Source organism: Pseudaeromonas sp. HNCC25DJ182 (genome assembly GCF_055413365.1).
In genome coordinates this window covers 74,858-99,672 of the sequence record NZ_JBVAYG010000008.1, presented here as the reverse complement: position 1 = coordinate 99,672, position 24,815 = coordinate 74,858, and the positions used below count along the sequence as shown (strand labels likewise).

20 protein-coding genes are annotated in these 24,815 nt (G+C 53.6%); all 20 read left to right on the top strand.

Features of this window, described 5'->3' with window-relative positions; all coding sequences use genetic code 11:
- Nucleotides 1-15: 15 nt before the first annotated feature.
- The 20 genes from ACZYUB_RS08545 (at nucleotide 16) to neuC (ending at nucleotide 24,815) form a co-directional block, all read left to right on the top strand.
- Complete coding sequence (locus ACZYUB_RS08545; protein WP_463947110.1) at nucleotides 16-840, top strand: CheR family methyltransferase; 825 nt, start codon at nucleotides 16-18, stop codon at nucleotides 838-840.
- A gap of 53 nt (nucleotides 841-893) precedes the next feature.
- Nucleotides 894-1,307, top strand: a complete 414-nt coding sequence (flgB, locus tag ACZYUB_RS08540; RefSeq protein WP_463947109.1) for a flagellar basal body rod protein FlgB — start codon at nucleotides 894-896, stop codon at nucleotides 1,305-1,307.
- Entirely contained in the window at nucleotides 1,304-1,726 is a 423-nt protein-coding gene (gene flgC, locus ACZYUB_RS08535; RefSeq protein ID WP_463947107.1) for a flagellar basal body rod protein FlgC, read from the top strand. The genes flgB and flgC overlap by 4 nt, the downstream gene beginning before the upstream one ends.
- A gap of 12 nt (nucleotides 1,727-1,738) precedes the next feature.
- Nucleotides 1,739-2,449 (top strand): flagellar hook assembly protein FlgD, encoded by a 711-nt coding sequence (locus ACZYUB_RS08530; protein ID WP_463947106.1) that lies wholly within the window; start codon nucleotides 1,739-1,741, stop codon nucleotides 2,447-2,449.
- A gap of 24 nt (nucleotides 2,450-2,473) precedes the next feature.
- Nucleotides 2,474-3,943 (top strand): flagellar hook protein FlgE, encoded by a 1,470-nt coding sequence (gene flgE, locus ACZYUB_RS08525; protein ID WP_463947105.1) that lies wholly within the window; start codon nucleotides 2,474-2,476, stop codon nucleotides 3,941-3,943.
- 129 nt (nucleotides 3,944-4,072) lie between these two features.
- Nucleotides 4,073-4,819 (top strand): flagellar basal-body rod protein FlgF, encoded by a 747-nt coding sequence (gene flgF, locus ACZYUB_RS08520; RefSeq protein ID WP_460882140.1) that lies wholly within the window; start codon nucleotides 4,073-4,075, stop codon nucleotides 4,817-4,819.
- An 18-nt stretch (nucleotides 4,820-4,837) separates the two neighbouring features.
- Entirely contained in the window at nucleotides 4,838-5,626 is a 789-nt protein-coding gene (gene flgG, locus ACZYUB_RS08515; RefSeq protein WP_460882139.1) for a flagellar basal-body rod protein FlgG, read from the top strand.
- A gap of 12 nt (nucleotides 5,627-5,638) precedes the next feature.
- Nucleotides 5,639-6,316, top strand: coding sequence for a flagellar basal body L-ring protein FlgH (gene flgH, locus ACZYUB_RS08510; RefSeq protein WP_463947103.1), 678 nt, complete (start codon nucleotides 5,639-5,641; stop codon nucleotides 6,314-6,316).
- Nucleotides 6,317-6,325: 9 nt separating this feature from the next.
- Complete coding sequence (locus tag ACZYUB_RS08505) at nucleotides 6,326-7,426, top strand: flagellar basal body P-ring protein FlgI (protein WP_463947101.1); 1,101 nt, start codon at nucleotides 6,326-6,328, stop codon at nucleotides 7,424-7,426.
- Between the two features lie 21 nt (nucleotides 7,427-7,447).
- Entirely contained in the window at nucleotides 7,448-8,530 is a 1,083-nt protein-coding gene (gene flgJ, locus ACZYUB_RS08500; protein WP_463947099.1) for a flagellar assembly peptidoglycan hydrolase FlgJ, read from the top strand.
- 143 nt (nucleotides 8,531-8,673) lie between these two features.
- A complete protein-coding gene (gene flgK / locus ACZYUB_RS08495) occupies nucleotides 8,674-10,779 on the top strand; it encodes a flagellar hook-associated protein FlgK (protein WP_463947098.1) in 2,106 nt (701 codons plus the stop codon).
- A gap of 169 nt (nucleotides 10,780-10,948) precedes the next feature.
- Complete coding sequence (gene flgL / locus ACZYUB_RS08490; RefSeq protein ID WP_463947096.1) at nucleotides 10,949-12,469, top strand: flagellar hook-associated protein FlgL; 1,521 nt, start codon at nucleotides 10,949-10,951, stop codon at nucleotides 12,467-12,469.
- Between the two features lie 110 nt (nucleotides 12,470-12,579).
- Entirely contained in the window at nucleotides 12,580-14,499 is a 1,920-nt protein-coding gene (locus ACZYUB_RS08485; protein WP_463947094.1) for a flagellin N-terminal helical domain-containing protein, read from the top strand.
- 374 nt (nucleotides 14,500-14,873) lie between these two features.
- Nucleotides 14,874-16,802 (top strand): flagellin N-terminal helical domain-containing protein, encoded by a 1,929-nt coding sequence (locus ACZYUB_RS08480; RefSeq protein WP_463947092.1) that lies wholly within the window; start codon nucleotides 14,874-14,876, stop codon nucleotides 16,800-16,802.
- A 75-nt stretch (nucleotides 16,803-16,877) separates the two neighbouring features.
- The gene (locus ACZYUB_RS08475) at nucleotides 16,878-17,282 is read left to right on the top strand and encodes a flagellar protein FlaG (RefSeq protein ID WP_463947090.1); all 405 of its coding nucleotides are present in this window, start codon (nucleotides 16,878-16,880) and stop codon (nucleotides 17,280-17,282) included.
- A gap of 73 nt (nucleotides 17,283-17,355) precedes the next feature.
- The gene (fliD, locus tag ACZYUB_RS08470) at nucleotides 17,356-19,416 is read left to right on the top strand and encodes a flagellar filament capping protein FliD (protein WP_463947089.1); all 2,061 of its coding nucleotides are present in this window, start codon (nucleotides 17,356-17,358) and stop codon (nucleotides 19,414-19,416) included.
- Nucleotides 19,417-19,489: 73 nt separating this feature from the next.
- Entirely contained in the window at nucleotides 19,490-21,505 is a 2,016-nt protein-coding gene (locus tag ACZYUB_RS08465; RefSeq protein WP_463947087.1) for a motility associated factor glycosyltransferase family protein, read from the top strand.
- The gene (locus tag ACZYUB_RS08460) at nucleotides 21,502-22,488 is read left to right on the top strand and encodes an NAD-dependent 4,6-dehydratase LegB (RefSeq protein WP_463947086.1); all 987 of its coding nucleotides are present in this window, start codon (nucleotides 21,502-21,504) and stop codon (nucleotides 22,486-22,488) included. The genes ACZYUB_RS08465 and ACZYUB_RS08460 overlap by 4 nt, the downstream gene beginning before the upstream one ends.
- Nucleotides 22,481-23,671 carry a LegC family aminotransferase gene (locus ACZYUB_RS08455; protein ID WP_463947084.1) on the top strand — a complete coding sequence of 397 codons (1,191 nt, stop codon included), beginning with the start codon at nucleotides 22,481-22,483 and terminating at the stop codon, nucleotides 23,669-23,671. Before ACZYUB_RS08460 ends, ACZYUB_RS08455 begins: the two co-directional genes overlap by 8 nt.
- Complete coding sequence (gene neuC / locus ACZYUB_RS08450; protein WP_463947083.1) at nucleotides 23,634-24,815, top strand: UDP-N-acetylglucosamine 2-epimerase; 1,182 nt, start codon at nucleotides 23,634-23,636, stop codon at nucleotides 24,813-24,815. The genes ACZYUB_RS08455 and neuC overlap by 38 nt, the downstream gene beginning before the upstream one ends.

Here is a 24,815-nt window from a genome sequence, read left to right as displayed (position 1 = left end):
CAATGCAGAATTTTAATGAAGACACTGTCCGAAGACCTATATAAACAGTTCAGTGCCTTTTTGGAGGCCCAAAGCGGTATTGTGCTGGGCGCCAATAAGCAGTATCTGGTCAAGAGCCGACTTGCCCCCTTATTGGGGCAGTTCGGTGCGGCCACACTCTCTGATCTGATCAAGCGTTCGATGGATCCCAAGGAACGGGATCTAAAGATGACTGTGGTCGATGCCATGACGACCAATGAAACGTTATGGTTTCGAGATGTTTATCCTTTTCAGTTGCTTACCGATAAAATTTTTCTTGAGCTGGGAAAGGCGGGGCGCCCGTTGAAGATTTGGTCGGCAGCCAGCTCCTCAGGGCAAGAGCCTTATTCCATCGCCATGACTGCGCTGGAACACCAGTTCAAACGACCAGGAACCCTGCCTGGCGGGGTGCAGATCGTCGGTACCGATATATCGGCTTCCATGTTGAATCAATGCAAAGAGGGGATTTACGATAGCCTGGCGTTGGCGCGAGGCTTGTCGCCGGAGCGAAAGCGTCAATTTTTCGAGCCTTATGGTGACAACAAGATGCGGGTCAGCGAACGCGTCAAAAAATTGGTGAGTTTCCGGCCCTTCAACCTGCTCGATAATTACAGTCTGCTGGGTAAGTTCGATATTATTTTTTGTCGCAACGTGCTGATCTACTTCGCTCCGGAAGTGAAGTCCAAGATCCTGAACCAGTTTGCTTCAAGTCTAAATCCTGGCGGTTACCTGATGCTGGGGGCTTCGGAATCATTGACCGGTCTGACCGATCGTTTTGAGATGATCCGCTGCAACCCCGGTATTGTCTACAAAGTCAAATAACCATCCTCTTGTTATGGCACACCTCTTGCTAAGTTATTGGCAGGAGGTGCGCCATGGCCATTTCATTTGATAAAGCGTTTGGGATTCATCAGTACACCATCGGAGCCCGGTCCGCTCGGGCTGAGGTGCTGGCGGCAAATATTGCCAATGCTGATACCCCCGGATACAAAGCTCGAGACCTCGACTTCTCCTCCGCACTGGAGCAGGCGCAATCTCGCACCCAAAGCGGTTTTGCTCTGGCGACATCGGATGCGCGCCATATCCAGGGGGGCAGCAGCTCATCCCTCGCAGGAAACGTTAAATATCGTGTTCCAAATCAACCAGATACGGGCGATGGGAACACGGTGGATGTGCAGCAGGAGCGTACCTCGTTTATGGAAAATGGGCTCGAATACCAGGCGTCTCTGGAATTTCTTAATAGCCGCATATCTGGTTTGCTCAAGGCGATTAAAGGAGATCAGGCATGAGTCTGTTCCGTATCTTTGATATAGCGGGTTCCGCAATGAGTGCGCAATCGGTGCGTCTGAATGCCACTGCCAGTAATTTGGCAAATGCCGAAAGCGTCAGCTCCAGTGCGGAAACAACTTACCGCGCCAGGCGGCCAGTTTTTGCCTCTGCATTAGCCGATGTGATGCAGGGAGAAAAAGAAGGTGCTGTTGGGGTTGAGGTCAAGGGGGTATTGGAAAGCCAAGCTCCTCTGCTGCGTGAGTTTAATCCGACGCATCCCATGGCTGACAAGGATGGATTTATTTACCGCCCGAATGTCAATCCGGTAGAAGAGATGGCCGACATGATGAGTGCCACTCGTTCCTACCAGACCAATGTTCAGGTTGCTGATTCTGCCAAGCAGATGTTGCTGCAGACATTACGCATGGGCAAGGGTTGAGGAGGGTAGAGCGTGAGTACAGTTAATAACACCACCAATAGCTCGCTGGATGCGCTGCGCTGGCAGACCGAAACGGCAACAGATACGGCGGCGACAACCAACAAGAAGACGCTGGAGCAATCCGACTTCTTCAAGTTGTTGAGCAATCAGCTGGCTTATCAGGATCCCTCCAAGCCGGTCGACAACAACCAGATGGTGAGTCAAATGACCTCGTTCAGTACCCTGCAGGGGATCACCGATATGACCAGTCAGCTGAAGAGTCTGAATTCGGTCATGACGTCGAATCAGGCGTTGCAGGCATCGACTCTGGTCGGTAAGAAAGTGCTGATACCCAGCAATGAGGGTTATGTCAACGGCAGTGACGGGATCGATGGCAAGTTAAGTCTGACCAACGGCGCAACTGACATCTCGATCCGTGTCGAAAATAGCAGTGGTGAGCTGGTGAAGACCTTCACCTTGACTGAGTCACAAGGCAAGACTCTGACTGGTAACGTCGATTTTTCCTGGGACGGTACCAACGAAAGCGGTGAAAAAGTGCCGGCCGGCAACTATAAGGTCAAGGCCAGCGGACTGGTGAACGGCAAAACCGAAGAGTTAACTTTGGCCAACTATGCACATATTCAAAGTGTCAGCCTGGGCTCCAGTAGCTCCAGTGATGTGGTGTTGAATCTGCGTGGCATGGGTGGATTGAAATTGAGCGATGCGATTGAGGTCGCTTCGTAACGTCGTAGTAGAAGGAGCAGAATTATGTCATTCAATATTGCCCTCAGTGGTATTAACGCGGCGCAGAAGGATCTCGACGTTACGGCGAATAACATTGCCAACGTCAATACCATCGGCTTCAAGGAGTCCCGAGCCGAATTCGCCGATGTGTATGCGTCATCGTTGTTCACCGCCACTCGGACAAAGACCGGGGACGGTGTGACGACCGGCGCTGTCGCACAGCAATTCCACCAGGGTGCTCTGCAGTTCACCAATAACCCGTTTGATTTGGCCATCTCTGGTCCGGGTTATTTTGTGACTTCGGCAGAGAGCAGCTCGCTGGATTTCTCTTACACCCGCGCCGGGGCGTTCAAGCTGAACAAGAGCAACTTCCTGGTGGACTCTTCCGGAAATTATCTGCGTGGTTTTCCAGTGAATAGCGACGGTACCTCGACCTCTGTCAGTCTGGGGACCTCGACGCCGATCCAGATCCCGGAAACTGCAGGAACACCGGTAGCCACCAAGAATATTGATATCGCCCTCAACTTGAGCAGCAAGGATACAGCCAAAACTCTGACATCCTTCGATCCGACCGATCCCAAGACCTATAGCTCGTCTACCTCGGTGACTACCTATGACTCCCTGGGTGAGCCACATACCGTGGCGATGTATTTCGTCAAACCCCAGGATGCGGCCTACACCGGCAATAACCATTGGACCATGTTCACCACCGTCGATAACAAGCCGGTCAACATGTGGAATCCAGATCCGGATGCCAACCCGGTCACTACAGATGGTACCGCCACCGCGGGTCAATATTTTGTCGATGTGAACAAGGATGGCCAGCCGGATGATAATGATGCCGATGGCAACCCGGATCCGGTGACGGCCCAGATCACCTATAACGGCAATCCCTGGACCGGCGCTGTGATTACCTTTGATGACCTCGGGGTGATGAAGAGTACGACCCCGGCCGATCTGTATACCCAGGCGCTGGGGGTGGATGATCCCTCGAGCGCGCTGGCAGGAGATGGTGCCAATGTCCTGGGCTTGGGGGCCGATGGCACCCAGCGGCTCAAGCTGAACTTTGATACCGCCAAGACCACACAGTTTGGTTCTAAATTTGAAGTAACCAGTCTGGAGCAGGATGGTCTGACGGTCGGCCGTCTGACAGGGGTTGATGTCGGTACTGATGGCTTGGTCAAGGCGACCTACTCCAATGGTACCTCACAGCCTCTGGCACGAGTAGCCATGGCACGGTTCTCCAACGAGCAGGGGTTACGTCAATCTGGGAATACCTCCTGGAAGGAGAGTCAGGATTCCGGCGTGGCGCTGGCGGGTGAGGCTAATACTGGAACCTTTGGCGCCATCAAGTCGGCGGCGCTGGAGCAATCCAACGTCAACCTGACGGCGGAGCTGGTGGATCTCATCACGGCCCAGCGTAATTTCCAGGCAAACTCGCGGGCTCTGGAGGTCAACAATACTTTGCAACAGAGCATCTTGCAGATCCGCTAACGTTAACCGGTTGTTTTTTGAGGCGGCAATTCTTGCCGCCTCATTCATTTCTGCGTTTTTACCTCATTTCTTTAGTCCTTGGCATTCTACTTGCTAGTTAAGGTTAACCACCAAAACCGGGAGTGCCTTATGGACCGTCTGCTTTACATCGCCATGTCAGGTGCCAAAGAAAACATGAACAGCTTGGCTGTGCGCGGCAATAACTTGGCCAATGCGGCAACTGTTGGTTTCAAGGCCGATCTGGAGCAGGCTCGCGCCATGCAGGCATATGGCGAGGGGCTTCCTTCCCGCGTCTTCTCGATGACGGAAAGCCCGGGACAGCGCATGGATCAGGGGGGCCTGATGACAACAGGACGTGATCTTGACGTCGCCATTCAGGGCGACGGTTGGTTGACGGTTCAGGATGGCGATGGCAAGGAGGCGTATACCCGGATGGGTAATCTGCGTGTTTCACCATTAGGTACCTTGCAGACCAGCAGCGGATTGAATGTTCTGGATGATGCTGGGCAGCCGATCATTCTGCCGTTGCCGATGGAAAAAATTGAAATCAACCAGGACGGCACCGTCATCGGACGGCCTGAAGGCGCGACAGCAGATACGGTAGAGGAATATCAGCGCATCAAGCTGGTCAACCCGGATATCAAGTCCATCAGCAAGGGACAGGATGGCCTGTTTCATCGGAATGATGGCAAGAGTGAAGCCGCTACCGATCAGGTCCGCCTGGTCAGCGGCGCACTGGAAGCCAGTAATGTGAATGTGGTTGATGAAATGACCAACCTTATCCGTTTGCAACGTCAATTCGAGACTCAGGTCAAGATGATGCAGACCGCCGAAAAAAATGATGAAGCGCAGAACCAGCTGCTGCGAATGAGCTGAGTACGCTAGGAGGATTCTATGATTCCCGCTCTGTGGATTAGTAAAACCGGGCTTGATGCCCAGCAAACCAACATTTCGGTAGCATCCAACAACCTGGCAAACGCCTCGACAGTCGGCTTCAAAAAAGGCCGGGCGATCTTTGAGGATTTGCTGTACCAGAATATCAATCAGCCGGGTGGCCGCTCATCGGCGGATACCACACTTCCCTCGGGTCTGATGCTCGGCGCCGGGGCCAAGGTGGTTGCAACCCAGAAAAACTTCACGCAGGGCAGCGTACAGACCACTGACAATTCACTGGATGTGATGGTGCAGGGCCGTGGTTTCTTCGAAATCCAGATGCCCGATGGCAGCACAGCGTACACCCGCAACGGACAATTTGCCCTCAACTCCGAAGGGACTATTGTCACCCCGGGTATGGGCTATCCGGTGCAACCGGAAATCCAGGTGCCACAAGATGCCGAGAGCATCACCATCGGCGGGGATGGCCAGGTGTCGGTCAAGATCAAGGGCCAGGCTGAATCCCAGGTGATTGGTCAGTTTACCCTGACCGACTTTGTCAATCCGGGGGGGTTGCAGCCGATCGGCGAGAACCTGTACGCCGAGACCCAATCCAGTGGTGCGGCACTGCAAGGCGTTGCCGGAGCCGATGGTCTGGGGGTGATCAAGCAGGGGATGCTGGAAGCGTCCAACGTCAACGTGACCGAAGAGCTGGTGAATCTGATCCAGGCGCAACGGGTGTATGAGATGAACTCTAAGGTTCTGACCACCGTCGATCAGATGATGTCGTTCTTAACGCAACGGACTTAAGAGGTGCATGAGATGATACGCCGTCCCTATTTATTTCTGATGACTCTACTGTTGGCCGGTTGTACGTCGCTGCCGAATGCTCCGAAGCCGGATGACCCCTCATTTGCACCGACGATCCCCGAGGATGATATGGTCAACATAGAACCCAGTGGATCCATCTTTAATCAGGGACAGGTCAACAGCATCTATTCCGACATCAAGGCGCACCGGGTCGGAGACTTGATCACGGTCCAGCTGTCGGAATCCACCACCGCCAAGAAAAATGCGAACTCCCAGCAGGGTAAAAACTCGGATCTGGGGCTCGATGCGCTGAAGATGGGGGGCGATACCGTCACGCTCAATGGCTATGACACCAGTGTCAGCATGGGCGCCACCAACAGTTTCAAGGGGCAGTCCAAGGCCGATCAGAGCAACAGCCTGCAGGGCAACATTTCGGTCAGCGTGGTCCGCGTACTGCCCAACGGCAACCTGATGGTTCGTGGCGAGAAGTGGTTGATGCTGAACAATGGCAACGAATATATCCGTATTACCGGACTGGTGCGCTCCGAGGACGTGAATGCCGACAATACCGTGCTGTCGCAACGCATTGCCAATGCTCGCATTCAATATGGTGGCACCGGGGATTTTGCTAACAGCCAGGAACGTGGCTGGTTGGCACAGTTCTTCAATGGTCCCTTCAGTCCCTTCTAGGAGATGGTCATGAAGAAATTTTCGACTCTATTACTCGCCGCAAGCGTCATATTCCTGACGCTGCCAACTGAAGCGGCGCGGATCAAAGATCTGGCCAAAGTTCAGGGCGTCCGCAGCAACCAGTTGATCGGCTACGGTCTGGTGGTGGGCTTGCCGGGGACCGGCGAGAAGAACAACGCCTTCTCCGAGCAGACCTTTCGTACCATGCTGAATAACTTCGGCATCAAGGTACCGGACAACCTCAAGCCGAAGATCAAGGATGTGGCGCCGGTGGCAGTCCATGCCGACTTGCCGGCCTTCTCCAAACCAGGTCAGACCATTGATGTCACTGTCTCGGCGATTGGTGAGGCCAAGAGTCTACGGGGTGGCACCTTGCTGCAAACCTTCCTCAAGGGAGTCGATGGCCGAGTTTACGCGTTGGCGCAGGGTTCTTTAGTGGTTGGTGGTTTGGGGGCTGAAGGAGCTGACGGCTCCAAAGTGGTCATCAATACCCCCACGGTGGGACGCATTCCCAATGGTGCCAGCGTGGAGCGGGAAGTACCGAGCTCATTCAATAATGGTGACACCATCACCTTTAACCTGAACCGCTCGGATTTCACCACTGCCAAACGAATGACTGATGTGATCAATGGTCTGGTCGGCGCGGATACGGCTCAGGCCCTGGATGCGACCTCGGTTCAGGTCTATGCCCCTCGGGATCCGTCCCAGCGAGTCTCGTACTTGGCGACCTTGGAAAATCTGGAAGTCGATCCGGCTGATGAATCTGCGAAGGTCATCGTCAACTCGCGTACCGGCACCATCGTCATCGGTAGTCAGGTCAAGCTCAAGCCGGCGGCGATTACTCATGGTGGTCTGACAGTGACCATCTCCGAAAATCCCCAAGTCTCGCAACCTAATTCCTTCTCCAATGGCCAGACGGCCGTGGTACCGAATTCCAGCATCAATGTGCAACAGGCGGATAGTCGCATGTTCAAGCTGGATACTGGCAATAGCCTGGATGATCTGGTGCAGGCAGTGAATCAGGTGGGGGTTGCTCCCGGTGATTTGATGGCCATTCTGGAGGCGCTGCAGCAAGCTGGCGCGATCCAGGGTGAGCTGGTCATTCTCTAGGCTAGGTTTCAGGAGGCGGTTATGGACAAGTTGAAGACGGATATAGGGCTAGTACAGGATATCCGCGGATTGGATCAACTGCGCCAACTGAGTAACAAGGATGATGCCAGCCAGCAACAGGCCCTGGAAGCCGCGGCTCGCCAGTTTGAATCCATCTTCAACCAGATGTGGGTTGGTAGCATGCGTCAGGCGAATGAATCCTTAGCGCCGGATAGTCCGCTCAATAGCCGCTATAGCCAGTTTTATCAAGGCATGCTGGATGAACAAATGACTTCCGGTATGGCCAGCCCGGGCGGCAATAGCAGCCTGTCCAAACTGATCGTCAAACAGTTTACTCAGCCCGTTACTACTCAGGATGCCTCGCAACCCCGTCAGCTGAAAATGCCGGAGGAGCGGGTGCCTGTGATGCGTCGCTTCGCGCGCTGGGAAGATCCGCGCAATGAGCAAACTGCAGAATCTGGCGCGGATATTGCTAGTCTTAAGAATGCTCAGCGTGGGACGTCAGAAAAGGATCGCGACCTTGTTTCTTCCGGGGTTGCAGCAGCCGAACGTTTTGTCGCTCGCTTGGCCAAGATGGAAAGCAATTTCCAGCGGCCATCGGTCACTGGCACTGGCAACGGGGCCTTCTCTTCACCGGAAGAGTTTGTCCGGCAGTTGTTGCCTGCGGCACGTCAGGTGGCCAAACAGATTGGTTTATCGCCGGTGGCCTTGTTGGCTCAGGCAGCTCTGGAAACCGGTTGGGGCAAGCGCATGATCCCTGCCGCGGATGGTTCGCCGAGTCGCAACTTGTTTGGCGTCAAGGCCGGTAGCCAGTGGCGGGGCGCCAGTACTCAGGTCAACAGCCTGGAGTACGAGAATGGTCAGGCCGTGATGCGCAAGTCCGCGTTTCGCCGCTACGACAGCTTTGTCCAGAGCATGCAGGATTATGTGGATCTGATTGGTACGCACGAACGATATGGTAAGGCGCGGGAAGTGGCGAATGATCCAGAAGCCTATTTCGATGCCTTACAGCAGGCCGGTTACGCCACTGACCCGCAATATGCCAAGAAACTGAAACAAGTACTGCACAGTGATGCCTTGAAGGATCTCTGGCAGAGCACGTAACACCAAGGGGGAAAGAACCATGTTGCGCCAATTGACCGCCTGTAGAGAATCAGAGCCCCGTCGGCTGAACAGGTGGTTTGCCAACCCGGTTCCTTTCTGTCGTGCCCTTCACGGGCGAGCCAGTGTCCAGGGAGATATGCATCATGGCTGATCTGCTGCAGATAGGGCTAACCGGCCTGAATGTATCCCAAACTGGCTTGACCACCACGGGTCACAACATCTCCAATATCAATAACAAGAGCTATAGCCGTCAGGTGATGACGGCGGATACGCTGGGCAGCCAACGGATCGGTAACGCCTTCGTGGGTAGCGGCGCTCAGGTCAAGGCGATTGAGCGTCAGTACGACCAGTTCGCCTATAAAGAAAATCTGATCAACACCACTAGTCAAAAATACTACGAGACACGGTATTTGCAGGCGCAACAGCTGGATTCGCTACTGACCAGCGAAGACACCTCCGTTTCTGCCGATATGTTGACCATGTTCGGCTCCATGAATGGGGTGGCCGATCATCCAAATACCCTGGAGGCTCGCAAGGTGTTCCTGCGCGATGCGGGCAACATGACCAGCACCTTCAATCGTATCTATGATCAGATGCAACTGCAGTACGACAGCGTCAACGATGACATCAGCAAGACGGTCACCCAGCTTAACACCTTGGCCACCTCGCTGGCCGATGTGAATAACTCGATCCTGGCGGCGTTGGGCGGCGATCCGAATCGCAGTGCCAACGATCTGTTCGATCAACGGGATGAGCTCGTCCGTCAGGTCAGCGAGATCGCCAACGTCTCTGTGATCCCGCAAGCCAATGGTATGGTCAATGTCTCTATCGGTACTGGTCAACCGCTGGTGCTGGGATCGCAAGCCACGACGTTCGGGGTCGAGATCGGCGATCCAGATCCGCAGCACATCGGTCTGGTGATCGACAATGGCTCGGCAAAAATCCCGCTGGATGGCTCAGTGATTGGCGGCAAATTACAGTCATTATTCGAGTTCCGGGATCAGGTGCTGGAGCCCGGCATGAACGAGTTGGGACTCAATGCCCTGGCAATCGCTCATTCCGTCAATGAACAACAAAAGCAGGGGCTGGATCTGGATGGTCAGATTGGTAGTCCGCTGTTTACCGATTTTAACTCTGCCAGCATCCAGCACAGCCGCGTACTCAGTCATGGCGACGGTCTGGGGACCGCGACCATGGGGGTGCGTATCGATGATCTGGGTAGCCTCTCGGGGAATGAATTCGAACTGAAGGTCACCACCTTCAATGCGGGACCACCGCAGCAGATCCAGTTCTCGATGACCGACAAGACGACAGGGAAGATCCAGACCTTGCCTGCGGCCGGACCGCTGGACTTGTCGACCAATCAGCGCCTGGATGTGCCGGGCGAGGGTTTTTCTATCGGCATCGAGAATATCGATCTTGCCGATCCGGTCCAGGTGGGCAAGACCTTCACCCTGCGACCGACCCGCACCGCGGCTCAGGATATCGGTGTCATCACCACGGATCCTCGCAAGGTCGCTGCTGCCGATGCCGAAGTGAAAGTGGCAACTACGGCCACCAATACCGGCACTGGTGAGTTGAGTGTCAAGAGTATCAACAGCCGTAGTGATGGCCTGTATCCGACCAAGGATAACCCTTACACGGTGGCCTTCACCGGGGTAACGGCAGGTCCTCCTACCGTTTATGAATATGAGATGCGGGATAAGAACGGTGTGGTGATGACGGTACCGCCTGGTGCCAGTTACACTGTCACTGATAATACCGGTGCCGCGTTGACCCTGAACCCGGGGGATCCCATGACCGGCTTGGGTATTGTTCTGGATCCGCTCACGCAGCGGCAGACGGTCAATGTTGCCGGTATTACCCTGGAGTTGGATGGCAAGCCGGCATCCGGAGACAGCTTCACCTTAAGTTTTAACCAGACCGCCGATGGCGATAACCGCAACGCCTTGGTGATCGCTGGCTTACAGAGCCAGAAGCTGCTCAAGGGTGGCAAGCAGACCTTCCAGGATAACTATGCGGCCTTAGGCTCCGAGATCGGTTCTGTGAGCAAAAATGCTAAAACCAGCATGGAGGCATCGGAAGCATTGCTGGAACAGAGTACCACCCGGGTGCTTGCGACCGCCGGGGTCAGTCTCGACGAAGAGGCGGCCAACCTGATCAAATTTCAACAGAGCTACAGCGCTTCGGCCCGGGTCATTACCGTGGCTGGCGAGTTGTTCAGTACTTTGCTGCAGTCCTTCCGCTAGCGTCATCCCTTTCTTCGATACATAGGTCCGGCGGCATAAGTTGCCGGATCCCATCAAGTACGGTCTGTTTTGCTTTTCCTTTAAAATCAAGGTGATAAATCTGTTTTATTATTTGGCTTGATTCCTGCATGGTTCTGGCTATCAACAGTATCCAGTCAGGAGTCCGGCGGTGAGAGTCCCTACCCAGACCTTCTTCAATCGCAGCATAGGCTCGGTGATGAGTCACCAAGCCAAGCTGAATGAACAGAACACCTATATTGCCGCGCAAAAAAAGGTGATCACGGCATCTGACGATCCCGTAGCGTTTTCGACGATCCAGCGTTTGAAGCAGGATCTGTCGATGACGACCACGCTGAAGAAAAACAGCGATCTGGCCGAAAACTCCAATGCCTTGGAAGAAACAGCCCTGGATCAGGGGGAAAACCTGATGCAGCGGGCGCGGGAGCTGTTGGTCACCTCCGGCAACGGTACCTATGACGCCAAGGCTCGCGAAGCGGTTGCCAAAGAGTTGGAACAGATCCGTAAGGAGTTGATTGGTGTGGCGAATACTCGCGACGCCAATAGCCAGTACATCTTTGCCGGTTACAAAGTGGATACCCAGCCCTTCCAGGTCAACGAGTTCGGCTCGGTCGATTATCACGGTGATGACGGTATTCGCAACTACCAGATCGGCAACTCGGTGCAAGTGGCGGGAAACGATCCTGGTTCCAGCATCTTCGTCAATATTCCGACCGGGAATGGCACTTTTCTGGCGACGGCCAATGCCGCCAATAAAGGTTCCGGGGTGATCGACGAAGGGACTGTGGTCGATCCGGTACTGTTTAATTCCTTTGCCGGTGAGACCTATACCGTCAGCTTCAATGAGCCAGCCCCGGGTGCGGATATGGAATACCGGGTCTATGGCATGAAGCCCGGCACCGTGACCGGCAATGCCACGGTAAAAATTGCCGCTATTGACAGCAAAGACCCGAATTTTGCCACCGTCGCGCCTTCGGCCATCTATCCCGATACCACGGGGCCGAACGGTAATAACGTGGCGGTACTGTTCAATGAGAGTCCGGTTGGGTCTGGTCTCTATGACGTCACCGTGAACGGCGTGACGGCAGTGCCGCAATACAACACCGCCGATACCAATGCCCAAAAAGTCGGGATCAACGGCATCAGTCTGGAAATTGACGGTCTGCCAAAAACCGGGGATGGCTACACCCTGACCCAATATGTCGGCGCCACTCCGTATCAGAGCGAGCAGGATATCGAATTCAACGGCATCAAGACCCAGGTCAAGGGAACGCCTCTGGATCAGGACAATCTGTCGCTGGAGCCCAGTGGCCAGCAGGATCTGTTTGCCACGTTGCAACAGGCCATTGATGCGCTGCGCACCCCCGGCGAGAACGATACCGCCGAGGCCAAGCGCGACATGAGCCTGAATGCCGCCAAATTACAGTTAGACAACGCCTTCAACGTCGTGAAATTGACGCGTGCCGATGTCGGCGCCCGGCTCAACACCATCGATTCGCAACGCGAGGCCAGCGCTGACTATGAATTGGCCTCAAAGAAGGTGCTTTCCCAGCTGGAAGACCTGGATTTACAGAAGGCGATCTCCGATTTCCAACTGGAGAAAACCACGCTGGAAGTCTCCCAGAAGATGTTTTCCATGGTCCAGGATTTGAACTTGTTCAAGTACATGTAAAAACTTGGCACACAAATAGCATTAATTACATCGACAGCGAAAAACCGGCACGTTTGCAGCACTTGATAGCCGGTTCCCTGCAGATTCGAGCAGATAACTAGGAGCAAACCATGCCTCAAGTCATTAACACCAATATCATGTCGTTGAATGCTCAACGGCAACTGGATAAATCTCAACGGGCACAAAACCAGGCGATGGAACGTCTCTCCTCTGGTCTGCGTGTCAACAGCGCCAAAGACGATGCCGCGGGTCTCTCCATTGCCACCGGCATGGAATCCCAGACCCGGGGTCTGAATCAGGCGATTCGTAACGCCAATGATGGTATCTCCATGGCCCAGACCGCAGAAGGCGCGATGGACGAGATGACCAACATCATGCAGCGGATGCGGGAACTGGCCGTACAATCGGCGAACGATACCAACTCGGCATCCAACCGGGCCTCGATTCAAAAAGAAGTCGATCAGCTATACTCCGAACTGGACCGGATTGCCAACACCACCCAATTCAACGGCGTCGTGTTGTTGAACGGCAGTGCAGGCCAAACCAATCTGCAGATCGGCGCCAATTCCGGTGAAAGCCTCTCTTTCAGCATTGATGCCGTTACCACCAAGGATTTGAACCTGAATGCGGTTTCGGGCCTCGGCGAGCTGAACGGTGGCCGCATCGACTCCACGGCGACCATTACGGCCAGTTCAATTACCATCAACGGTGTTGTGATTAGTGCCAGTGGCCAGATGAGTGCCGGTGTGATGGAAGCTGCGATTAACGCGAAGAAGGGGCTGACCGGGGTTACCGCCGATGCTTATAACGTATTGAATGGCACTGGCAACCAGAATGGTGTGACGGCTGGCTTGACGATCAACGGTACTGTGTTGGGGGCTACATCTTCGATGCAGGATTTGGTCAATCAAATTAATCAGGCGGTGCCGGGTGTTGTAGCGGCTATTGACCGGCAAGGCGGCTTATCGTTAACCAACGATACAGGTGCAGCCATAACCGTTGCGTCGGGTGCACAAATTGGCTTGGTGGATGGCACTTATGGTGGCTACCTCAGTCTGACGAGTGCTGATGGCAGTGAAATCAAAACCGGGATCGTTTCGTCTACAGGAACCACGGCTGACCTGCAAGCGATCGGCTTCAATGCTTCCAGTGGCTCTGACGATGTCAAGGGGGGCAGTGTGCTCACCACGGCAGTGGTCGCGAATGATGGAATCAAGATAAATGGTATTGAATTAGGCGCTGTGACAGGAACATCTGCCGCTGACAAAGCTTTCGCTATCAATGCGCTGCGCGATCAAACGGGCGTAGAAGCGTCAGCCAAGACCGAAGTCAAACTGAGTCTGGCGGTGTCCAATGTGGCGGCCGCGGCGGATATGACCATCAACGGTACCCAGATTGATTTGACCACAGCAACGACACTTGATTCGGCTATCAGCTTGATTAACCAGGCCGGCTTGGCGGGTATCGTGGCCTCGGCAGACATGACTACGGGTCAGTTGGTCTTAACTTCGCAGTCAGGGCAGGATGTTCGTCTGACGACCGCGAATAACGTGGTATCAAGTAACTTCAATAGTTCAATCTTTGCCGGTGAAATCACCCTCAAGGGGGATAATGGGCGAGATGTGGTCATCACCAGTAATGCCTCTGATCAGGCAGCCCAAGCGGCAGCACTCGATAAGTTGGGGCTGACGTCTCAAGGTGGTGACGAGACAGCGGTTGGCATCGGTTTAAGTGTGTTGACGGCGACCAATGCCAGCAACACCATCGAGCGGATCGATGATGCACTGAACAAGATTTCCGACTCTCGAGCCAACTTGGGTGCGGTGCAGAACCGTTTGACCTCCACTATCTCGAATCTGGCCAACGTGTCGCAAAACACCTCGGCCGCTAAATCGCGGATCATGGATGCCGACTTTGCTGCTGAAACCTCGATGATGAGTAAGGCGCAGGTGCTGCAACAAGCGGGCACGGCCATGCTGGCGCAAGCGAACGCCAGTAACCAGGGCGTGCTCTCCTTGCTCAAGGGTTAATCCCCATCAGCAGTATCAGTCGCTGCTATCTGCTCGAAACAGCCCGGCCTTGTGCCGGGCTTTTTTTTACGTTTTATTTTTCGGCAATTCTTTGCCGCTTAGTCCTTGCCGCGTAGGGAGAGCCGATTTGCCGCCGGATCTGATGCTAGCATCGGGCTATTTTGACACCAGGAGTATAACACCGTCGTTTTTTTGACCCATATCGAATTTTCCTGCTCAAGCTTTCTGTGTCAGCGTCGATAAACAGGGTGCAAGGCAGTTGTAAGAGTGGTGAAAAAAATTGTTAAAGCTTTCGCCGCCCTTGTCGATAACCTGAATGACATTACCAAGGCGCCTTAACTTTCCGGGCGTGAAGCGAGATAGGAGTAAATATTATGGCTATGGTTGTTAATACAAACGTTATGTCGCTGAACGCCCAGCGTCAGTTGAATAAGTCCCAGGCAGCACAGAACACCTCCATGGAACGTCTGTCTTCCGGCTTGCGGATCAACAGTGCCAAGGATGATGCCGCCGGTCTGGCCATCTCCACCGGCATGGAATCCCAAACCCGCGGTCTGAACCAAGCCGTACGGAACGCCAACGATGGTATCTCCATGGCGCAAACCGCTGAAGGCTCCATGGACGAAATGACCAACATCCTGCAACGGATGCGGGAACTGGGTGTCCAGGCATCGAACGATACCAACTCAGCTTCCAACCGCGCTTCTATCCAGAAAGAAGTGGATCAGCTCTACTCCGAACTGGACCGTATCTCCTCCGTGACCTCCTTCAACGGCGTCAAGCTGCTGGATGGCTCTACCAAGTCCACAACCTTGCAGATCGGTGCTAACTCCGGTGAAACCTTGTCATTCTCCATCAAGGCGGTTACCACCAAGGATCTGAACCTGAATGCGGTCTCCGGTCTGGGTGAGCTCAATGGTGGTCGTATTAACTCTACTCAGGCGATTGCCGCTGACCAAGTGACCATTAATGGTGTGGCTATGAGCGCTCAGGCTGCTACCGATGCGACTGGCCTGGAAGCCATGATCAACGCCAAGAAGGGCCTGACCGGTGTCACCGCCGATGCTTATAACGTGGTCAAGAGTACCGGTGGTCTGGATGGCAAGCTTTCAGCTGGCGATTTGACCATCAACGGTACTTCTTTGGCCGCTACCGGCGACCTGAAAGGCCTGGTGGATGAAATCAACCTGAAGGTTGCGGGTGTCACCGCCACCATCGGCGAGAACGATTCGCTGCAACTGAGCAATACCACTGGTGCTTCCATCGTGATCGCCGGTGCTGCTGCCGGCAAGGCCGGTCTGACTTCAGATACCTACGCCGGTTATGTCTCCCTGAGCAGCGCCGATGGCTCTGAAATCAAGATGGGTGTCGGTAGTGCTGGTACCGCAAGCGTATTGCAAGCTGTTGGCTTTAATACCTCTGCCGGCTCTGATGACGTATCTGGTGGTTCAGTCACCACCACTGCCGTAACTGCCAACGATAATATCAGCATCAATGGAGTACAACTGGGTGCAGTCACCGGTACATCGGCTGCGGATAAGGCCTTTGCCATCAATGCATTGCGCGATCAGACCGGGGTGGAAGCCAGTGCCAAGACCGAAGTTAGCGTCAGTATGGCTATCTCGGTTGCTGCTGCTGATACCACACTGGCTATTAACGGTACTTTGATTGACCTCACTGGGGTTACCACGCTTGATTCTGCCATTGCGGTGATCAATGCAGCTGGCCTAGCTGGTGTGGTCGCTAGCGCCGATGATAAGACCGGTAAACTGGTGCTGACCTCTCAATCCGGTCAGGATATCCGTTTGACGGCTGCTGCCGGTACACTGTCAGCTGGTGCTTTGGATAGTGCCATCTCTACCGGTACTGTGACTTTGACAGGCCAGAATGGTCGTGATGTGGTGATTACCAGTAATGCCAGTGACCAGGCTGCGCAGGCCACCGCGTTGACTAAGCTGGGGCTGACGGATCAAGGTGGTAACGAAACCGCAGTTGGTCGTGGTCTGAGCATGGCAACTGCTGCCAACGCTGCTAACTCCATCGAGCGGATTGATGCAGCACTGAAGCAGATTTCTGATGGCCGCGCCGACTTGGGTGCTATCCAGAACCGTCTGACTTCCACCATCTCTAACTTGTCCAACGTGTCGCAAAACTTGTCAGCTGCGAACTCCCGTATTCGCGATGCCGACTTCGCTGCCGAAACCTCATCCATGAGTAAGGCGCAAGTGTTGCAACAGGCAGGTACAGCCATGCTGTCTCAGGCTAATGCCTCCAGTCAGAACGTGCTGTCACTGCTCCGTTAAGACAGTTAGTCTGGCTTGGTAGACTAAATTAAAGCTTCCCAAGCAATTGGGAAGCTTTTCCTTTAGGAGGTGAATATGTCTGAATTACAACTGAGTGGTGCCGCCCCGGAACTGACGCGTCGCCCCGCGGTTCAGGAGTCACCCAGAAAAGAGTTCACGGGTGTAGCCCAGGACAACAAGGTAGCAACGCCTTCGGCGGACTCAGCCAAGGGTGAGGATGAAAACTCAGTCAAGAATGCCCAGAAGGCCGAGGATGAACGCAAGCGGTTGTCCGAAGCGTCCAGCAACTTGAATGAATTTATGCAGACCATGCAGCGTAACCTCAAGTTCACCGTGGATGAAGCCAGTGGTGAGTCGGTGATTGCGGTACATGATGCCAAGACGGATGAGTTGATCCGGCAGATCCCGTCCAAGGAAGCGCTGGAGTTGATCCATAATATGGACAAGGTAATCGGTTTGTTGTTTAAAGCTGAAGCATGATTGGCCTGTAATTTGCCTGATGTTCGGGTTAAGGCTGTTGTTGTATTAACCCGACACGGCAAGGAGGAGTGAAATGGCCGCTATTACATCCACAGGTTTGGGCTCGGGGCTCAAGATCAATGACATTGTGACCGCTATTGTCGGGGCAGAAAAAGACCCGGCGATGAAGAAGATTGATGCCGATGCCAAAACGGCAACCGACAAGATCTCGGCCTTCTCTGCGCTCAACAGCGCCCTCTCTTCCTTCAAAAGTTCTTACAAGGAGCTGGGTTACACCTCCACTTACTCCGCCGTCAGCATCAAATCCAGCGATGAAGGGGTCTTGACCGCCAAGGGCGGCATTGGTGCCCAGACCGGCAGCTTCGAGTTCAAGGTGAATCAACGCGCTCAGGCCCATACCCTGGTCAGTGGTGACTCAGCAACCTTCAGCAACCCGAATGCCACTGTTGGCACCGGTAAACTGACCCTGCGCTTTGGTACCTATAACGCCGATGGCAGCTTCTCGGTGAATGCCGACAAGACCATCAAGACCATCACTGTCGACTCATCCAATAACTCGCTGGCGGGCCTGCGCGATACTATCAACAAGACGGATAACGGCGTTACCGCCTCGATTATCAATGATGGTTCTGCCTATCGCCTGGTGCTGACCAGCAAAGAGACCGGGGAAGCCAATGCCATCGAACTGACGGCGGCGGACGATGATGGCAATAATACCGACACCGGTGGCTTGTCACGTTTTGCCTATGGCGCCAGCAACAAGAATATGAAGCAAACCTCGGTGGCACAGAATGCCAAAATCGAGATGAACGGCATCACCATCACCCGCAGCAAGAATGAGATCGACAGCGTGATCCAGGGGGTAACCTTGAATCTCAATGGCGTGACGGAGACCGGCAAGGTGGTGAAGTTGACCATCGGCAAGGACACCTCGACCATCGAGAGTCAGATCCGCGCCTTCATGGATACCTACAACAAGACCATCAGCCAGGTGAATGAGTTGACCAAGTACAATGGCGATGGTGGCACCAATGGCGTCTTGATTGGCGATGCCACAGTGCGCAACGTCAAGAGCCTGATGCGGGATGTGCTCAATACTCAGGTCAAGGAAACCGGCAGTTCGATCCGCAGTTTCGCCGATTTGGGATTGCTGACCAAAAAAGATGGCACGCTGGAGTTGGATGAGACCAAATTCAAGGCCGCGATGGCGGGGAATGTGGAAGATATTTCCAAATTCTTTACCCAGGCGGGCAAGGCCTCCGATCCGCAAATTAACTATGTGACCAATAGCTCGCTGACCAAACCCGGGACTTATAGTGTCGAGGTCACCCAGTTGGCGACGCAAAGCAAGCTGACCGGCAGTACCGTCTTGACCTTTCCGTTGACGGTCGATGCTGACAATGACACCTTCAAGATGCGGGTTGACGGTATTTTGTCGGGAGAGATCAAGCTGGCGCAGAAGAGTTATGCCTCGGCGCTGGATTTTGCGGCCGAGCTGCAGTCGAAGATTAACTCCGATACCACGCTATCCACCAAGGCCGCTAGCGTCAAAGTTGCGGTAGATGCTGATGGCAAGTTGCAGTTCACCTCGGATCGCTATGGTTCGCGCTCTATGGTGGCCTTTACCGAAGTGGATACCAACTTTGCGGCCAGCTTTGGCATCGGCGTGCAACAGGGTTCGGATGCGGTGGATGCCAAGGGCAAGATTGATGGTGTGGAAGCGCTGGGGGATGGCAATACCCTGCTCTCAGAATCGGGGAACTCGACCGGGATGAAGGTGGAGATCACCGGTGGCGCCTTGGGGAATCGAGGCACAGTCACCCTTTCCGAGGGGCTGACCAGCATCATGAATACAGTTCTCGATGGCATCATCGACAAGAGCATCTCCTCCAGCAAGGGGGACATGGATGTCAGCAGTGGCCTGCTGGATGGCAAGATCGACGCGCTCTACAAGCAACTGGTGGAAGTGGATCGTCGGGAAACCGATCTGAAATACCGGATGGATAAACTCGAGGCCCGCTTGTATAAACAGTTCAACGCCATGGACTCTGTTGTGTCTCAACTGAGTGCCACCATGTCGTCATTAACCCAATCTCTTGCGACCTTGCCTGGATATAGCAATAGTAGTTCTTGATTTTTTGGAACAATAATTGCTTCACTGTATGCTATCTCTTTGGCAATTCGCCTAGCATACAGTGGAGCTTTTCATGGATAGTCAGCAACTCGATCAAGCCACAAAATTATTGCGGGCCACCTTCCTCACCAACCTAGCCGTATTGCGTGTACATATGCCCAATGTGTACGAATTTTTCCGCGACTATACACCGACCAACGTTCGCCTTGCTTTCGATGCGGCTGGTGAAATAAATCTGGTCCGGGATGGCCTGCAGGTTTACCCTGACTCTCCCCGAGCTGCCTGCTATGAACAAGTTGATGTTTTTATCAATGATCCGAAGAGCTTTCGTTATTTCCCGCAAAATAAAGATGAAAAAGGTTTCGAACATTATCTGCATACTATTGCTCTGCGTCAGCTACGAGAAAAAGCAGAAATTAAATCATCCCATCAACATTATTTAAGCCCTTTCGATGTGGATCGCTCTCCTGATTTTTTTTGTGTTTTAGGTTCCGGTCTTGGCTATCATCTCGAAAAGCTGAGTCTTGATTTAAACATCGCATTCCTCTATTTATTTGAGCCTGATCCAGATTGTCTGTATGCCACTTTGCATACCATAGATTTTGGTCCAATTATCGAGCGCTGTCGGTCTCGCGGTGGTTTCCTAAAAATCACGGTTGGCGGTGGAGATAGCACCTTCGTCAATGAAATTAGCAGTATGATCGATCAGCAAGGAGCATTTAACCTATCCAGGTTGCTGGTCTATCGTCACTATTATGGCGAAGATATCGACAAGGCATTTCAGCTGATTCACGACTTGGCATATCGGTATGTCAGTGGTTGGGGTTTCTTTGAGGATGAGGCCATCAGTATTGCCCATTCACTGCATAATATGCAGATGCGGATGCCGGTGTTGAAACGAGTCAAGAAGGGCCAAACCAAAATTAACACCCCAGTATTTATTGTGGGTAATGGTCCATCTTTGGATAAGACCATTGATTTAATTGCTGCTGAAAAAGATAAGGCTATTATATTTTCGTGTGGAACAGCATTACGGCCATTGGTCGCCCGCGGTATTATTCCTGATTTGCATATTGAGTCTGAGCGAACGTTTCATGTCTATGAATGGCTGCAAAATGCAGGAAATCCGGAGGTGTTCGAAAACACGATCCTGGTCGGACCTAATATTCTTCCTCCCAAAGCTGTGGCTTTATTTAAACATAAATATCTGTTCGTTAAGCCCCATGATGCCGGTGGCTTGATTATTCAAAACGCCTGCAACGATCACTACGAAAATTTGTTTTTATGTGCACCCACGGTGAGTAATGGTGCGGCAGCAGCGGCTGTTGCCATGGGGTTCAATAATCTCTATCTGTTTGGTGTCGACTATGGTTTTTGGACCGAGGAGTATCACCATTCCAAATCCAGCGCTTATTACCAGAAGGATTGGAAGGGCGAAACTGCAGTCATGGAAAGCCACTTTGAAATCGACGCCAGCCGTGGCGGCAAGATCCTGACCAATACTGTATTTGATATGTCGCGCGGCATCATGGAAATGCTCCTGGAGCAACATCCAGTTAAATGTCACAACCTGAGTGATGGCGCGTTGATCCGTGGTGCTATTTTTATGGATCCTGATTTGCCGGTTACCATTGATTATTCCAATAGTGAAGAAAAAGAGGGCGTCCTGAAGAAGACCTTCGCCAACCGGTTTGATATGCCGCGCAGCGATGGTGAGGCTATGCGTCGCCAGTTCTTTGATGATTTCCATCGTTTGGAACAACTGACATTATTGCTGATGAATATGAGTCGTGGCGTGAATCGACCTGATACTCGTGAAGATCTGCATCGAGTTTTCATGTTGCAATTCAACACACTTAACAAAATCAAGAATGACAAAAACTTGCGGGTGGCCCATCGCTTACTCAAGGGGACCTTCTGTTATCACCAGACAACGATTATGTCGTATGTTTACACCCTCAAGGATCCTGAAGAGCGTAAAGAATATATTCACGAAGCTTTAGATCTATTTAATCAGCACCTGATCGATCTGTGTGAAAAATTAGCGGAACGTTACGATCAGCATGATGATACGGTGATTTATCAATGATACATAAAAAAGTCCTGGTAACCGGGGCCGATGGATTTATCGGCTCTCATCTAGTCGAAGCTTTGGTGCAGGCTGGTCATGAAGTCACGGCTCTGGCGCAATATAACTCCTTCAACCACTGGGGTTGGTTGGAGGATATTTCTTGTCGCAGTCAGGTGCGGATAGTCAGTGGCGATGTGCGGGATCCCCATTTCTGTCGTCAACTGACCAAGGGGATGGATGTTATTTATCATTTGGCGGCACTGATTGCCATTCCCTATTCCTATGTTGCTCCGGATAGCTACGTGGATGTCAATATTCGTGGCACTCTTAATATTTGTCAGGCCGCTCGGGATAATGGTGTCGGGCTGGTAGTCCACACTTCCACCTCCGAAGTCTATGGCACGGCCCGTTATGTGCCGATTGATGAACAACATCCTTTGCAACCGCAATCGCCTTACAGCGCCAGCAAGATGGGCGCAGATGCCATGGCGATGAGTTTTCATAATGCCTTTGAATTGCCATTGGTGATTGCGCGGCCATTTAACACCTATGGCCCACGGCAAAGTGCCCGCGCCGTGATCCCGACCATCATTACCCAGATTGCGGCGGGTAAACGCAGCATCAAACTGGGCGATGTGTCACCGACTCGTGATTTCAACTATGTGACTGATACCTGTCGTGGTTTCATGGCGCTCGCCAATTGTCCGGCGGCAATTGGTCAAACTGTCAACATAGGTTCGAACTTCGAGATCTCGGTGGGTGATACGGTGGCGCTGATCCGTGAACTGATGAATTCAGATGTTAGTTTCGAGGTAGATGAAGCACGCTTGCGTCCAGAAGGTTCCGAGGTATTCCGTTTATGGTGTGACAATAGTCGAATTGAGGCTCTGACGGGTTTTAAACCCCAGGTGGATATTCGTGCCGGTCTTGGTAAGACCATCGAATGGTTTATACAACCCGGCAACCTCGGCAAATATAAGACGGATATTTACAATGTCTGAGTTACCGGCCTCGCTCATCGCCCTGGTGGCCTTTGTTCGCCAGTGGTATGGCTCCAGCGATTTTATTCCGTTGCATGCGCCACGTTTTGCCGGCCATGAAAAGCAATATTTGAATGATTGTATTGATACCACCTTTGTCTCTTCGGTTGGGGCATATGTCGATCGATTTGAAGCCATGATGCGGGAGTTGACGGGGGCGCGTTATGCCATTGCAACCGTCAATGGTACCGCCGCCTTGCATGTCGCATTGCGACTGGCCGGGGTCGGACGGGATGACGAGGTGATCACTCAACCGTTGACCTTTGTTGCCACCTGTAACGCCATTGCCTACCAGGGGGCCCACCCGGTATTTGTCGACGTGGAGCGGCAGAGCTTGGGGCTGTGTCCTTCTGCCGTCGCAGCCTATCTGGAGTTGCATGGTGACCGACGACCCGACGGTGTCTTCAATCGACGCACCGGGCGGCGAATTGCCGCTCTACTCCCGATGCATAGCTTCGGTTTGCCTGTGGATATCGACGGGTTGCAACGCATCGCGACCGAGTGGGGCATCCCGTTGGTCGAGGATGCGGCTGAATCGTTGGGCTCCTCTGTGCAAGGCCGTCACACCGGAACGTTCGGCTTGCTGGGCACTTTCAGCTTCAATGGCAACAAGATAGCGACCTGTGGTGGCGGCGGTTGTATCGTCACCGATGATGAGCGGCTCGGTAAGCTGGCCAAGCATCTGACTACCACGGCAAAGCAGCCTCATGCCTGGCACTTTGTTCATGATGAGGTGGCGTTTAATTATCGGATGCCGAATATCAATGCGGCACTGGGATGTGCCCAGCTCGAGTTGCTGCCGGCCATGCTGGCGGATAAACGCGCAACGGCTGCGGCCTACAATCAATTCTGTGCCGAGCATGGGCTGACGTTCTGCGCCGAACGGCCGGGGACTAGCGCGAATTATTGGTTAAACACTCTGCTGTTGGAGTCAGAGAGCCAGCTGGATGCATTTTTGCACTATGCCAATGAACAGGGCGTCATGAGTCGACCGGCCTGGCGTTTGATGTCCGATCTGCCTGCTTTCAGAGCCTCGGAGCGCGGTCCGTTACCGAATGCCGAATGGTTGGCGGCACGGATTGTCAATTTGCCCAGCGGAGTGCGGGATGGCTTTGCCCATGACGCTGGCTTATCCCATGCGTAAGGTCGCCGTGGTGACAGGGGGGCGTGCCGATTACGGTCTGTTGCGGCCCTTGCTTCGCGCCATGGCGGCCGATGATGAATTGACACTGCAGGTGATCGTTACGGGGTATCACCTCAGCACACACCATGGCCTGACGTGGCAACAGATCGAGATCGATGGTTTTACCATTGATGCTCGGGTGACGTGTCAACAGCCAGGTGATTCCCGTCTGGATATGGCGCGTTCGCTGGGATTGGGTGTATCCGGTATGGCTGACGCGCTGGATCGCTTGCAGCCCGACGCCGTGGTGGTGCTCGGAGATCGCTATGAAATTTTGGCGGCCGCACAGGCGGCCCTATTGCTGGATATACCCTTGGTGCACATTCATGGCGGCGAATTGTCGCAAGGCGCTGTGGATGATGCGATTCGACATGCCATCAGCAAAATGGCCGCCCTGCATTTTTGTTCCACGGCCAGCCATCGTCGCCGTCTGTTGCAGCTAGGAGAGGATGAGCGCCGGGTCTTCAATACCGGAGCCCTGGCGGTCGATAACGTCGCCTCGATTCCGTTGTGGCCACTGGCAGAATTTAATCAACGATTCGGCACCCGGCTACAAGCCGGATTTTTACTGGTGACGCTGCATCCTGAGACATTGGGTGGTTACCCGCCAGAGCAACTGGCGCAGTTGCTTTGCCAGGGATTGCAGCCCTACCGGGAGCGTGGAATTTTGATTACCGGCAGCAATGCCGATGCCGGTGGCGCCACCATCGATCGGATCTTGCAGCAGTTTGCTGCCGAGCATGATCAGAGTTGGCATTTTCCGGCTCTGGGATTGCAAGGATATCTTTCTGCGGTGGCGCTGGCCGCCGTGGTGGTTGGTAACTCCTCCAGCGGCCTTATCGAGGTGCCTATTCTGGGTACGCCAACGTTGAACATCGGCATCCGACAGCAGGGCCGTTACGCTCCAGCTAGCGTAACGACGGTCGAGGCCCAGCCTGCGGCCATCACCGAGGCCTTGCACTTGCTACTACAAACTCCCCGTAGTGGCGCTTGCCTTCATGAATACGGCATGCCGGGAGTCGCAGGACGCATGCTCGAACATCTTAAATGTGCCTTGTCCGCCGGGACTGCGCTGCACAAGTTGCCTTTCGTCGACCGGGAGTAG

Bases quoted from the DNA above. Each gene is read 5' to 3' on its own strand.
- ACZYUB_RS08545 (WP_463947110.1), top strand. From the start codon at position 16: ATGAAGACACTGTCCGAAGACCTATATAAACAGTTCAGTGCCTTTTTG.
- flgB (WP_463947109.1), top strand. From the start codon at position 894: ATGGCCATTTCATTTGATAAAGCGTTTGGGATTCATCAGTACACCATC.
- flgC (WP_463947107.1), top strand. From the start codon at position 1,304: ATGAGTCTGTTCCGTATCTTTGATATAGCGGGTTCCGCAATGAGTGCG.
- flgE (WP_463947105.1), top strand. From the start codon at position 2,474: ATGTCATTCAATATTGCCCTCAGTGGTATTAACGCGGCGCAGAAGGAT.
- flgF (WP_460882140.1), top strand. From the start codon at position 4,073: ATGGACCGTCTGCTTTACATCGCCATGTCAGGTGCCAAAGAAAACATG.
- flgG (WP_460882139.1), top strand. From the start codon at position 4,838: ATGATTCCCGCTCTGTGGATTAGTAAAACCGGGCTTGATGCCCAGCAA.
- flgH (WP_463947103.1), top strand. From the start codon at position 5,639: ATGATACGCCGTCCCTATTTATTTCTGATGACTCTACTGTTGGCCGGT.
- ACZYUB_RS08505 (WP_463947101.1), top strand. From the start codon at position 6,326: ATGAAGAAATTTTCGACTCTATTACTCGCCGCAAGCGTCATATTCCTG.
- flgJ (WP_463947099.1), top strand. From the start codon at position 7,448: ATGGACAAGTTGAAGACGGATATAGGGCTAGTACAGGATATCCGCGGA.
- flgK (WP_463947098.1), top strand. From the start codon at position 8,674: ATGGCTGATCTGCTGCAGATAGGGCTAACCGGCCTGAATGTATCCCAA.
- ACZYUB_RS08485 (WP_463947094.1), top strand. From the start codon at position 12,580: ATGCCTCAAGTCATTAACACCAATATCATGTCGTTGAATGCTCAACGG.
- ACZYUB_RS08480 (WP_463947092.1), top strand. From the start codon at position 14,874: ATGGCTATGGTTGTTAATACAAACGTTATGTCGCTGAACGCCCAGCGT.
- ACZYUB_RS08475 (WP_463947090.1), top strand. From the start codon at position 16,878: ATGTCTGAATTACAACTGAGTGGTGCCGCCCCGGAACTGACGCGTCGC.
- fliD (WP_463947089.1), top strand. From the start codon at position 17,356: ATGGCCGCTATTACATCCACAGGTTTGGGCTCGGGGCTCAAGATCAAT.
- ACZYUB_RS08465 (WP_463947087.1), top strand. From the start codon at position 19,490: ATGGATAGTCAGCAACTCGATCAAGCCACAAAATTATTGCGGGCCACC.
- ACZYUB_RS08460 (WP_463947086.1), top strand. From the start codon at position 21,502: ATGATACATAAAAAAGTCCTGGTAACCGGGGCCGATGGATTTATCGGC.
- ACZYUB_RS08455 (WP_463947084.1), top strand. From the start codon at position 22,481: ATGTCTGAGTTACCGGCCTCGCTCATCGCCCTGGTGGCCTTTGTTCGC.
- neuC (WP_463947083.1), top strand. From the start codon at position 23,634: ATGGCTTTGCCCATGACGCTGGCTTATCCCATGCGTAAGGTCGCCGTG.